This is a genomic window from Lysinibacillus sp. FSL K6-0232 (assembly GCF_038008325.1).
In the GTDB taxonomy this organism is placed as follows: domain Bacteria; phylum Bacillota; class Bacilli; order Bacillales_A; family Planococcaceae; genus Lysinibacillus.
Window position 1 is genome coordinate 383,160 of sequence record NZ_JBBOYW010000001.1, and the last position, 11,484, is coordinate 394,643.

The window sequence follows — 11,484 nt, forward strand, 5'->3', positions numbered from 1 at the left end:
ATAGATAATTAAAATTATGTTGGAATAATAATAGATGGAAATAATCCTATACTGATGAATTAATAAAAGTGCTGTAATCACTTAGCGTTTCATCTTGATTAAAGCTATTGTAAGCTATAGATAGCATTATTCTTATTTGCATCAGATTATCTTTTTTCGTAAAATAATTTAAAAATTATACATTTTAATAAACCAAATACTTTATTAGAAACAACAACATTAGCAAAGATAATAGTATTTCTATTGAGAATTCCTTTATACTTAAAAGGGGATTTTAGAAGATGTTGCATAACGTTCTAATATCAAATAATGAATGGGGTTATGAAATTGATTAATTTTTTGTCGTTAAAAGACCATGTATATAATTATATTGTGGAGCAAATCAACAACGGGACGCTAGTTGCTGGTAAAAAGGTTAATGAAAAAGATATATGCGAGGATTTAGAGGTTAGTAGAACACCTGTTAGAGAGGCACTTATTCAATTATCCTCTGAAGGCTTTTTAGAAAATGTACCAAGAAAAGGATTTATTATTAAAAGGCTGACAACAGAGGATGCACAGGAAACATATTGTATTATTGGTGCATTAGATGGTTTGGCTGCATCACTTGCTATACCGTATTTAACGGACAAACATATACAAGAAATGGATTTTTATGTTCAAAGCATTGATTTGGCAATTCAAACAGGTAATTTCCAAATGTACGATAAAATGCAGGCTGCCTTTCATAGTGTTTATTTATCTATGTGCCCTAACAAAAGTCTTGTAAATCTGCTGCTACAATTGCAGAAAAGATTTATGAAAACATTTGATCATCTGGGTGACACAGATGATACAAAGGCTAAGCTAATCCAAACGAATAATGAGCATCGAAAAATGATAGAGCTATTTAAAAATAAGGAAGCAAATGAACTTGAGAGATACTTAAAAGAAGTTCATTGGAATACTGAAAAAGCTAATTTTTTACCCTTATAGTTATAAAAAATATATTAATTTTAAGTTGGATATTGAAAGGGATAATTTTATGCTGACAAAGCAACATTTAAAAGATTTTCTGAAAACGCATACAAGTCATGAAATGATTAATAAGAGAAATTGATTGTACGCTATTGATTATGCTGGAGAGGATAAACTGAATATTGCTTTTTGTGCTGATAATGAGGATATCTTTAAATATAGAGCTATCTTATATGCGAAAGTAGCTATTGAATGTTTGAAAAACAGCATCAAGAATAGGTGAATTTGGTAGGAACTCAGCGGGATTTTTCCGTTGAGTTTTATTGTGCATCAGGCGTGTTGATTAACCTTTATTTTACAGAGAATCGCTTAGAATTCGTTGATTTCTGTTACAGGTGGACGCTTTCTGCGGGTGCGGCTTCAACTCATTTATTTCGGCAAATGCCGAAATAAATGGATTTTCAGCTCGCACTTTTTCCGCTAGAGTCGCCACCTTTCACGCCAATCAACGAGAGAATGCAAGATTGATAAGTCTTGGCTTGATAAATTCGATCAAGGTACAATGACAAGTGGTGACTTTGAAGGATTGAAGATTATCATTGCACAACGTTAACGGATTTAAGATACTTATAATAAAGTAGTTATAGTTTATTGCTGTATATTTGATTTGAAATGTAAATAAACGTTCATAAATTAGCTGCAATTACCTATGAAATGTGGTATCCTATATACAGGAGGGATTACTATGACTACTTTTTTAAAAGGGGAGTTATTTTGTGGACCAGGTGGAATAGCTTTAGGTGCTAAAAATGCCTTGATAGAAAAAAGTGATGAAATATATAAAATTAAACACGTTTGGGCTAATGACAGGGATGAAAGTTCTTGTGATACCTTTAGAAACAATATTTGTCCCAATAGTCCTGAATCAGTTATTAACTCTAACGTTGAGGACTTAGATATTAAGAATTTGCCATACATCGATGCTTTCACTTTTGGTTTCCCGTGTAATGATTTTAGCGGAGTTGGAAAACAAAAGGGAACAAATGGATATTTCGGTCAATTATATAAATATGGTGTTGAAGTCATAAACCAATTTAACCCAAAATGGTTTTTAGCAGAAAATGTTTCAGGGTTAGAAAATTCAAACTATGGTGCAGATTTTCAAAATATATTAGAGGAATTACAAAGAGCTGGATCAGGATATGATTTAGTGCCTCATTTATACAAATTTGAGGAGTACGGAGTTCCTCAATACCGACACAGGATAATTATAGTTGGAATTAGAAAAGACTTAAATTTAACATTTAAAGTTCCGGCTCCTACACATCTATCAAATTTTATAGGAGCTAAAGAAGCGCTAGATAATATTCCTTTAAATGCGTCGAACCACGAATTTACAAAACACAAACAGGATGTAGTTGATCGCTTGAAGCACATTCCTCCTGGTGAAAACGTTTGGTACAATGAACTACCAGAACAATTTCAACTAAAAGTTAAAGGTTTGAAATTAAGTAATTTATATCGTCGTTTACATCCTGACAAACCATCTTATACACTTACTGCTAGTGGTGGTGGCGGGACTCATGGTTATCATTGGGAAGAAGCTCGTGCATTGACAAACAGAGAAAGAGCACGACTTCAAACATTTCCTGATAATTATATTTTTCATGGTAGGAAAGAAGAAGTAAGACAACAAATAGGTATGGCTGTTCCTCCTAAAGGGGTTCAAATCATATTTGAATCAATATTAAAAACTTTTGCAGGTATTGAATATGAGCATATTGAACCCTCATATCAACTAAACAGGGTCACCGTATCATAGAATGATGGTGACCCTACTTTTTTAATTTAACGTGATAGATACTTCAGTATTACTTTCCCAATAAATTGTAACAATATCTCCAGGTTGAGCGCCTAACTCAATCTTTAAATATCGTCCTAAAAGTTTCAAGTTTCCATCACTTTCAAAGTTTTTACCTAAATCTTCTGCTTGACTACCACTTGCTCTTAGTTTGAATTCTTGGTTGTTTACGTAAAATGTTAAACCTCTTCTAAGTTCTAATCGTCGTGCGTCATCTATTGGAATAGGAATGTAAACTTCGAATTCATCTCTTCTTCTTGTTCCTGAATTACTTGTAGTTCCCCAGTTTAGATGTACATGTTTTAATTCAACACTCATAAATGATCCTGTTCTATCCATTTGTTCACCTCCAACAGCAATTTAGATAATAATAGACATTTAAGCTTTGTTATTATCTGTAATATATTATATTATAATTTGGTGAATTAGGAAATATTATCTATGTTTTTGTCGATAGAATAGGTTATTTTTAATAAAGCAAAGCCCAGGTACTCATATGAGTCTGGGCTTCTCTATTTATACTTTTAATTGATAACGCTATTTAACACATCGATATACGGCTGTATGTCTAATGATTTATTGTTCATTCTAATAATAATTGTTCCGACTTGTGCGTCACCAAAGTTTTTCGCTCTAACCTCTTGAGCTTTTTCAACGCTTGGCCACTCATAAATACTAACATCCTCTGTTGTAATTAGGGTTGTGCATTCTAAGCTTATACAATTGTGGCTATTATCACGAGAATCTGTTGTCGGGAGTTTAGCGTCTTGAAATGCTTTCAATATATCTTCTGCAGAATAGGATTCTGTAGATTGTTTTAAATCAGCTTTAGTAGTTAAATGTTCCTCTGTAACTTTGTAATCAAATTCGTATTCACCGATTTTATCTAACCCTGTTTGAGCTATACCCTTATTGCTTAATGCAACTTTACCGTCTGCAGCATAAGATTTAGCTAAGCTATCTTTTATATTCACTTTAACGAAAATAGAGTCAATTTTCTCGTCTTTGTCTTTAGCTAAATCGCTAGTAGATTCGACTAATTCACGTAAATCCTTTTCTTCTGTTAAAGGAGTCAACAAAGTAACATACCAAATACTTCCGTCAACGCGTTCTTCTTGGATGGTGTAATCAAGTTTGTTTTCCTTAGTTTCTTCCTCTTTAGCTGACGTTTCAACTTTTTCACCGTCTTTTGATTTATCAGCTGATTCTGAGCCCTCAGTCGGAACCATAATAAATCCAACAATGAATAAAACTAAAGATACAACTAAAACAAGGCCACCTTTCATTTTCTTCTTTTTAATAACTCCAAGCACTAATAAAACAAGACCTACTAAAACTCCAAGTGCTCCTAGTAATGCTAATAAAACGCCCATTTCAAATTCTCCTTTATGTATGGTGTAATTTAATTATACCAAAATTCCCATATTCCGTTAATACAAAATATGATTTATTCTCTCAGTATTTTGTGGAGGTATCAATATTTATCAGTATTTATCGTTTATTTTTATCCCAATTTTATCCCAACATGTATTTTCGCATAAAAAATCACCCTCCAATAAATGAAGGGTGACTCGCTTCAAAGCCATGTGGCTGTAAGATCAAAGTAAAAAGCCGCGTATGCCGTAGTTATTATAGAAAGTTTTAAACCACCACTCCTCAAAGTGGGTGTTCGCAGAAGCCTTCCTGCTTATCCTCATGCACCTTGGTGTGAGGCCCGTCATTCCAACTCCAATAATAAAACTCCCTTTTACAGCTTAAAGGTTAAAACTTAATATTATACGAACAATGCAGCCTTTATGGATATAATAAAACATGATTAACCAACTTGCAAGTAAGAGGGTTTTAACAAATATGTCAATGGTTAGATGTGCCAATCCATATATAAAGTTTTTTTACAAATAGGTATGAAAAAGACGAACAACCTTTGCTTATTATGGCGGACTATGTAAAGATATAGGCATATAGAGGTTTACCTTGTAAAAAAGTAAAGGAGGAAGCAAAATGGCAGCTTATCCAAATTGTCCACAATGTCATTCTGAATATACATATGAGGACGGTGTTAATTATGTGTGCCCAGAATGTGCACATGAGTGGAGTATGGAGGCAACTGAACAGGAATCAGAGGCTCTAATTGTTAAGGATGCGAATGGCAATCTGCTTGCTGATGGTGATTCAGTTACTATTATTAAGGATTTAAAGGTAAAGGGTAGCTCTTCCACATTAAAAATTGGCACAAAGGTGAAAAGTATTCGCCTTGTGGAAGGTGACCATAATATTGACTGTAAAATTGATGGCTTTGGTGCCATGAAATTAAAGTCAGAGTTTGTGAAAAAAGCTTAAAGCGCAATAATGCACCTAAACTTAGTTAAAAGTTTAAGGTGCTTTTTTTCTTGAAGCTTTACGCATCGTAATAGCAAAAGCTGCACCGATTAAGGCGAAAATCGTATGTAATAGCGCGATATAGCCTGCACCAATTAGTAATGCACCTATTTCTGCAAAGGAGTAGGCGAATGTATAGAGTCCGTTATGTAGATTATGAATAATAGCCCAAACAAATACAGGCACAGAGCTAATAATAAAAACAATCCAAATATTTTTATAGAACAAATAAGAAAGACACCCAAAAATTGCATAGGAGATCATAAAGCCTTGTTGATTACCTAGCAGGGATGAGTTAAGCGCAAACATAAATGACAGTACAATAAAGATAATATGAAAAAAAGCTAAGGTTTTTTTCATAGGGGAATCGTGCTGAATAGCTTGCTTGGCACTAGCAAGCTGTTGACATTGTGGGCATGCTGCTAAATGCTGCTCGACAAATGCCTTTGTTGGTGCTTGGAGCAGCTCCTTTTGATAAAGTGGTAATAAATCTTTTATAATGGCGCATTTTTGTGACAAAATGTTTTCCCCCAATCTCCTCCTATTATACGACTTTTTCTCGAAAATAAAAAAAGCCTTCCGTGAATTTTTCTTTCATGCGGAAAACTTGTACATGCACATTATTAAGTTGCTGTAAGCACTTCATTTGTTAATGCTTGAATATCAATATGTGTTTTTTCTTTAACAGCGTCCTTTAAAATTTCAGTACGGAAATAACGGACTGTTGCTTCAAGTGGGATGGCTAAAAGCTTAGATAGCGCTGTTTGATACATATAGACGAATTCCTTATCTGTATTACCACGTTTTAATTCTGCAAAAGCCTCATAAAATTGATCAAGCTTATCCGCGAATTCAAGAAGACGACCCTCTAAAGTATCATCTTTGCCTTCTTTCATACGCTCAAAGAAGATAGCTTGAAACTCCTGTGGGATTTCATTGACAATAAATTTTTCCATCATCTTTTCTTCCACATGTGCTAGCATTTGCTTTAGCTCTGGGCTTGCGTGTTTGACAGGTGTTTTAATATCACCAATAAACACTTCCGCAAAGTCATGATTGATTGTTTTTTCATATAAAGATTTCCAATCAACCTCAGCGCCATTCATTTCCTCTAATGTAGCAAAGAACATAGCATACTGTGATACTTTCCAAGAATGGGCTGCTACATTATGCTCCTCAAATTTGAAGCGGCCAGGACAACGAATAATACGTTCTAAATCATTGAGGCTTGTAAAAAATTGATGAATTCCTATAAAAATCACTCCTTTTATTCTATAAGTGCATGGTACTATAATTTTTACCCTCTTTGTGTTCTTTTCAAACAATTTAACAATGATTCAGCCTATGTTTACAAAGGGTTCACAAATGCTAACCAAGCAGGCTATGGTTGAATGTTATAATGTAGGGGATTGCTAAAGAGAGGAGTTCAACTAATGTTTTCAATATATACACTTCTTCTTTATATACATATTTTAAGTGCTGTACTTTCGATTGGACCTTTGTTTGTTGTCTTAACAATCATTAAGAAAATGCGTACAGCTTCAAATGATGATATGCCTCCCTATATAGAAGCCTTTAAGGGCGCTATTGCGATTGTAAAGCATTCAGGTCATGTTCTTGTTATATCAGGTATTTTATTAATGTGGTATGCGGGTTATGCCTGGAATACTTCATGGATTGCGCTCACTTTTCTTGTAATGCTTGCATCCATTGTGTTTTTGGCAAGAGCCTTTAAGCCGACATTGCGTACATTTAATACACCTGCCTATCATCAGCAGCAATTTGTTGCACTGTTACAGCGAAAAGCATGGATGTATATTGTATTATTGCTTATTATGCTATGGTTAATGGTAGCAAAGCCAATTATTTGGTAAAAATCGCACCCTTTTAGAGCGTGCGATTTTTGCTTTTTATGCTATAAAAGAAAACTTTAAGTTTAAAGAAAAGCGCTCAATTTAGTATTTACTTCTCGGTTATTATTTGAGCAATAAAGTCGCTAGATGATGTTAAGTTTTCTTTAAGTGACATGACGTATGATGATTGAATAATTAGAATAAGTTAAAACATGGATAAGATACAATGAAAAATCATCTCAGGTGGGAGAAATAATCTATTGTGGGTAAATTCAAGTTAAAGTTATCGTTTCTTATTGTAAGTATGGCGATAATAGTGGTGCTTGTGACATCTAGCGTCAGTATTTGGAGCAGCTATCGAAGCTTTTATGAAATTTCATCTATAACTGAAGATGATCTACAAAAATTAACAATGAATAGTTCTACTATGGAGCAAATCGCTGATAATCGTGCTGTTTCCTTTAGCTTATTGTTTAAGAAAAGTATTGTTCCAATTATTATATTAACGGCTATCATAATAGTGCTTGCAATAGGATTTGCACGAAAGATTACAAAGCCTTTAAATGTCCTCTCAGTAATGATAGAGCGAGGGGAGGGGGTACAAAAGACTATGACTTGGTATTATGAAGCAGACCTATTGAAAAAAAGCGTGCAAAATATGATAGTTTGCTCAGACAGTAAAATTAAGGATTTAACAAATCAATTGAATTTAGATGCGTTAACAGGTATCCCTAATCGAAGACAAATGGATCAAGCCTTAAATGACTTAATTCTCAATAAAGTGCCGCATACTATTATTTTAATTGATTTAGATGATTTTAAAAGTATCAATGATACATATGGTCATATGGTAGGGGATGAGGTGCTAAAAGATTTTGCTCACCGTATGCAGGAGTGCATAAAGAATCAGGGCATGTGCTTTAGATATGGTGGAGAGGAATTTATGATTATATTGCCTACCAAGACAATAGATGATGCTGTAGCATTAGCTGAAAATTTACGTATTAAACAGGCTTTACAAGAAACGGTCTGTGGTAAACCAGTGACAATGTCTGCGGGCATTACTGCATTTGCGCCGAATATCCAAAGTCCAAATCAATTGATAGAAATTGCAGATCATGCTTTGTATCAAGCAAAGCATTCGGGAAGAAATTGTGTATGTGTAGTAAAAAATATGCGACAAATGATTATTAAATAATAGGTGGTTTATATTAAAGGGCATGCTAGTCAATAAATACTAGCATGCTCTTTAGCTTGCATTTAAACTGAAATATCAACCATTGACCCCTTATACGGATGGGGTGCTTGCTGTTGAGGCATGTCTTCTAGTAATTCCATAGCTGCAGAAGTATTTACATTGAGCGCATTCTGCATCACACTCATCTGGACAGTTTGTTGAAGCTCCAACAATTGCGCGGACATAAGTGAATTAATTTCCATTATTACATTCCTCCTTTTCCTTTTTATCGGCTAAAAATTTGGATATCCAAGATAAAATTTAATTCCTCTTAAAATCACACCTACATAAATACCAATCGCTTAAATTGTTAAAAAAATCATCGAAATTGTATATTTTTCCGTTTTTATAGCAATAATCCCTAATATCAGGTAAATAATCCTGATTTATAAAGTTGTGAATTTATTGTTGCTTGTATACTAGAGTGCTTAACTCTAGTGCGCTAGTAATAAATTTGCAAAAAGTAATTAAAATAATGGAGGTATTACTTACTATGAAGAAAAAAGCATTAGCGATAGCAGTCGCATTGTCCGTTAGTTTTAGTCTGTATGCTAGTCCATCTTCCGCCAACACTCAATTAGCAGCAAATTTTCCAGATAATACTCTATGGACAATCCCTCAAATTTATACGTTAGCGGTTGGCGAATTTCAACAGCTAAATCAGATTGATTCATTGTCGCTTTCATTGGAACAAAAGGAAAATGAAGAACAGAAAAAAATGCCAGATGGTCAGTATATGATCAAAAAGGGTGATACATTATTTTCTATAGCACGTAAAAATAATATTTCAGTAGATGAGTTAAAGACATGGAATCATCTTGCATCAGATTTAATATATGCAGGCGAAGCATTGGCTATTAAAGCTTCAGCAGCAAAGGCAAAACCGAAAGCTTCTGAAAGTGCCTCGACAAAGCCAGCAACAGCACAAACAAAACCTGCAAGTGCTCCAGCAAATAATGATAATAAAACATTAACAATGCGTGCGACTGCATATACAGCATATTGTGAAGGGTGCTCAGGTATTACAGCAAATGGCACGGATATTCGCTCGAATCCAAATTTAAAGGTTATTGCGGTAGACCCACGCGTAATTCCTTTGGGGACAAAGGTTTGGGTGGAAGGCTATGGTGAAGCAATAGCTGCTGATACAGGGGGAGCGATTAAGGGAAATAAAATTGATGTGTTTATTCCATCGAAGGGACAAGCACTCGAATGGGGTGTTAAAACGGTAACGGTGAAGATTTTGAATTAAGTGAGATAAGGGATTTCTCGAAACTTTGAGAAATCCCTTTTGTACTGCATAAGTAGAGGCTAAGTTGGCAACCATCAGAAATAAAGGAGGTATTGTCAATGAAAAAAATAAGCTTAATGGGCCTTTCTTTATTAGTTTTTGTTAGTGGCTGTAGTTTCTTTGATAAAAAGGAGGAGCAGGTGCCTGTCAATGCATCACAATTAACAGCTACCGCTAAAGTAATTGGCGCTAATAATGAAAGTTATGGAAATGCCTATTTTCAGGAAGAGGATAATGGTGTGAGGCTAACATTAGCATTAACAGGTTTACCGCCAGGGACACATGGCATTCATATTCATGAGGTAGGAAAGTGTGAGCCACCTAAATTTGAATCCGCTGGTGCGCACTTTAATCCAACGAATAAGGAGCATGGCAAGCTAAATCCAAAAGGCTATCATTTAGGGGATTTACCGAATTTAGAGATTGGCGAGGATGGCAATGTGGATGTAGACTTTTTAGCAGAAGGGCTGACTTTGCAAAAAGATCAAGTAAATTCATTGTTCGATAGTGATGGTAGCACTATTGTTATTCATGAATCAGCGGATGATTATAAAACAGACCCAGCAGGCAACTCAGGAGCAAGAATTGCTTGTGGTGTTATTCAATAAAATAACATAGAAACTGTATCTGCTTGATAAGGGATACAGTTTTATTTTGGTATCCAAACGTCCTCAGCAGCAGATACAATTACGCTGGTGCGTACTTAATTTAGATAAAAAATAATGTTTATTGTAAAGAAGATGGGGAATTAGACAAATGATACATACCTATAGATAGATTACTTTAAATAGTAATAATATACTGAATTTACTATAAATAGATTGACATTATTATACTATATTTGATAATTTTAAATAGATTCTTAATTTTAACTAAAGGGGGAAGGTTATGATGAAGAAAAAGCAATTTAGATTATTGATGCTGCTAAGTATTCTTGCACTAATGGTTTTAGCAGCATGTGGGTCAAATAGTGGGGATGGTGCAAAGGATACAGATGATGGAGATGATTCTGCAACATCAGCTGATAAGCCAAAGTTCTTAAGCCTATTAACAGGTGGTACACAAGGTACTTACTATGCACTTGGTGGTACATTTGCTGATTTAATTACAACAGAAACAGATATTAAAACAACTGCTGAGGTGTCGCAAGCATCTGCTGCCAATATGACGGCTTTACAGGAAGGTAAAGGAGAAATTGCCTTTGTTCAAACGGATATTGCATACTATGCTACTGAAGGTACATTAATGTTTGAGGGCAATAAAATTGATACAATTGCAGCCTTAGGTGCACTTTATCCTGAAACAATACAATTAGTAACAACTGAAGCTTCAGGTATTAAAACGTATGCTGATTTAAAAGGGAAAAAGATATCTGTAGGGGCACCAGGTTCGGGAACATATGCGAATGCAGAGCAATTGCTTGAAATTCATGGTTTAACGATGGATGATATTAAGCCGCAAAATCTTGACTTCGGTGAATCAACGGACGGTCTTCAATCAGGTCAAATTGATGCAGCCTTTATTACAGCGGGTACACCAACAGCTGCTGTTGAAGCATTAAATGCTACAACGAAAGTGAATATTATTGGTGTTGATGCGGGTAAAGCAGATGAGTTAATTGCTAAGTACCCTTACTATGCAAAGGATACAATAAAAGCAGGTACGTATGGTCTTGCAAATGATGTAGAAACAGTTTCAGTGCTTGCAATGTTAGCAGTGAACAAGGACTTACCAGAGGAAATTGTTTACTCAATGACAAAAGCTATTTATGACAATCCAGATAAAATTTCTCACCCTAAGGGAGAGTTTATTAAAGCTGAAACAGGTCTAGATGGTATTAGTATTGATGTGCATCCAGGGGCTCAAAAATACTTTGATGAGAAAAAATAATGGCGAAACGCTCTGA

Annotated in this window: 13 protein-coding genes and 1 other RNA gene; 8 read left to right on the plus strand and 6 right to left on the minus strand. The window is 34.7% G+C overall.

The window, feature by feature from the left end; genetic code table 11:
* Nucleotides 1–327 precede the first annotated feature (327 nt).
* Complete coding sequence (locus MHB42_RS01845; protein WP_340804058.1) at nucleotides 328–975, plus strand: GntR family transcriptional regulator; 648 nt, start codon at nucleotides 328–330, stop codon at nucleotides 973–975.
* 727 nt (nucleotides 976–1,702) lie between these two features.
* Nucleotides 1,703–2,779 (plus strand): DNA cytosine methyltransferase, encoded by a 1,077-nt coding sequence (locus MHB42_RS01850; protein WP_340804059.1) that lies wholly within the window; start codon nucleotides 1,703–1,705, stop codon nucleotides 2,777–2,779.
* 21 nt (nucleotides 2,780–2,800) lie between these two features.
* Here MHB42_RS01850 and MHB42_RS01855 read toward each other — a convergent pair whose 3' ends face one another.
* From MHB42_RS01855 to ssrS, 3 genes are all read right to left on the minus strand, one after another.
* Nucleotides 2,801–3,157, minus strand: coding sequence for a hypothetical protein (locus MHB42_RS01855; RefSeq protein ID WP_340804060.1), 357 nt, complete (start codon nucleotides 3,155–3,157; stop codon nucleotides 2,801–2,803).
* Nucleotides 3,158–3,342: 185 nt separating this feature from the next.
* On the minus strand, nucleotides 3,343–4,191 hold the full coding sequence (locus tag MHB42_RS01860; protein WP_340804061.1) for a hypothetical protein: 849 nt from the start codon (nucleotides 4,189–4,191) through the stop codon (nucleotides 3,343–3,345).
* 231 nt (nucleotides 4,192–4,422) lie between these two features.
* Nucleotides 4,423–4,615, minus strand: a non-coding RNA gene (ssrS, locus tag MHB42_RS01865) — 6S RNA.
* 204 nt (nucleotides 4,616–4,819) lie between these two features.
* Between ssrS and MHB42_RS01870 the strand changes: the two genes are divergently transcribed.
* On the plus strand, nucleotides 4,820–5,158 hold the full coding sequence (locus MHB42_RS01870; RefSeq protein WP_340804062.1) for a zinc ribbon domain-containing protein YjdM: 339 nt from the start codon (nucleotides 4,820–4,822) through the stop codon (nucleotides 5,156–5,158).
* A 33-nt stretch (nucleotides 5,159–5,191) separates the two neighbouring features.
* Here MHB42_RS01870 and MHB42_RS01875 read toward each other — a convergent pair whose 3' ends face one another.
* The gene (locus MHB42_RS01875) at nucleotides 5,192–5,716 is read right to left on the minus strand and encodes a zf-HC2 domain-containing protein (RefSeq protein WP_340804064.1); all 525 of its coding nucleotides are present in this window, start codon (nucleotides 5,714–5,716) and stop codon (nucleotides 5,192–5,194) included.
* Nucleotides 5,717–5,820: 104 nt separating this feature from the next.
* On the minus strand, nucleotides 5,821–6,459 hold the full coding sequence (locus MHB42_RS01880; RefSeq protein WP_340804065.1) for a YfbR-like 5'-deoxynucleotidase: 639 nt from the start codon (nucleotides 6,457–6,459) through the stop codon (nucleotides 5,821–5,823).
* Nucleotides 6,460–6,630: 171 nt separating this feature from the next.
* Between MHB42_RS01880 and MHB42_RS01885 the strand changes: the two genes are divergently transcribed.
* Nucleotides 6,631–7,071 carry a DUF2269 family protein gene (locus MHB42_RS01885; RefSeq protein ID WP_340804066.1) on the plus strand — a complete coding sequence of 147 codons (441 nt, stop codon included), beginning with the start codon at nucleotides 6,631–6,633 and terminating at the stop codon, nucleotides 7,069–7,071.
* Between the two features lie 283 nt (nucleotides 7,072–7,354).
* Nucleotides 7,355–8,248 carry a GGDEF domain-containing protein gene (locus MHB42_RS01890; protein WP_340804067.1) on the plus strand — a complete coding sequence of 298 codons (894 nt, stop codon included), beginning with the start codon at nucleotides 7,355–7,357 and terminating at the stop codon, nucleotides 8,246–8,248.
* 62 nt (nucleotides 8,249–8,310) lie between these two features.
* Here the strand turns inward: MHB42_RS01890 and MHB42_RS01895 are convergent, their stop codons facing one another.
* Nucleotides 8,311–8,490: a YjfB family protein gene (locus MHB42_RS01895; RefSeq protein ID WP_340804068.1), complete on the minus strand. Its 180-nt coding sequence runs from the start codon at nucleotides 8,488–8,490 to the stop codon at nucleotides 8,311–8,313.
* 290 nt (nucleotides 8,491–8,780) lie between these two features.
* Between MHB42_RS01895 and MHB42_RS01900 the strand changes: the two genes are divergently transcribed.
* The 3 genes from MHB42_RS01900 (at nucleotide 8,781) to MHB42_RS01910 (ending at nucleotide 11,468) form a co-directional block, all read left to right on the plus strand.
* Nucleotides 8,781–9,539, plus strand: a complete 759-nt coding sequence (locus MHB42_RS01900; protein ID WP_340804069.1) for a 3D domain-containing protein — start codon at nucleotides 8,781–8,783, stop codon at nucleotides 9,537–9,539.
* Between the two features lie 98 nt (nucleotides 9,540–9,637).
* Nucleotides 9,638–10,186, plus strand: a complete 549-nt coding sequence (locus MHB42_RS01905; RefSeq protein WP_340804071.1) for a superoxide dismutase family protein — start codon at nucleotides 9,638–9,640, stop codon at nucleotides 10,184–10,186.
* 283 nt (nucleotides 10,187–10,469) lie between these two features.
* The gene (locus MHB42_RS01910; protein ID WP_340808506.1) at nucleotides 10,470–11,468 is read left to right on the plus strand and encodes a TAXI family TRAP transporter solute-binding subunit; all 999 of its coding nucleotides are present in this window, start codon (nucleotides 10,470–10,472) and stop codon (nucleotides 11,466–11,468) included.
* Nucleotides 11,469–11,484: the final 16 nt, after the last annotated feature.

What these genes read in the sequence shown, in the direction of transcription:
- MHB42_RS01850 (WP_340804059.1), top strand. Translation starts at nt 1,703, where the DNA reads ATGACTACTTTTTTAAAAGGGGAGTTATTTTGTGGACCAGGTGGAATA.
- MHB42_RS01855 (WP_340804060.1), bottom strand. Translation starts at nt 3,157, where the DNA reads ATGGATAGAACAGGATCATTTATGAGTGTTGAATTAAAACATGTACAT.
- MHB42_RS01860 (WP_340804061.1), bottom strand. Translation starts at nt 4,191, where the DNA reads ATGGGCGTTTTATTAGCATTACTAGGAGCACTTGGAGTTTTAGTAGGT.
- MHB42_RS01870 (WP_340804062.1), top strand. Translation starts at nt 4,820, where the DNA reads ATGGCAGCTTATCCAAATTGTCCACAATGTCATTCTGAATATACATAT.
- MHB42_RS01885 (WP_340804066.1), top strand. Translation starts at nt 6,631, where the DNA reads ATGTTTTCAATATATACACTTCTTCTTTATATACATATTTTAAGTGCT.
- MHB42_RS01890 (WP_340804067.1), top strand. Translation starts at nt 7,355, where the DNA reads ATGGCGATAATAGTGGTGCTTGTGACATCTAGCGTCAGTATTTGGAGC.
- MHB42_RS01895 (WP_340804068.1), bottom strand. Translation starts at nt 8,490, where the DNA reads ATGGAAATTAATTCACTTATGTCCGCGCAATTGTTGGAGCTTCAACAA.
- MHB42_RS01900 (WP_340804069.1), top strand. Translation starts at nt 8,781, where the DNA reads ATGAAGAAAAAAGCATTAGCGATAGCAGTCGCATTGTCCGTTAGTTTT.
- MHB42_RS01905 (WP_340804071.1), top strand. Translation starts at nt 9,638, where the DNA reads ATGAAAAAAATAAGCTTAATGGGCCTTTCTTTATTAGTTTTTGTTAGT.
- MHB42_RS01910 (WP_340808506.1), top strand. Translation starts at nt 10,470, where the DNA reads ATGAAGAAAAAGCAATTTAGATTATTGATGCTGCTAAGTATTCTTGCA.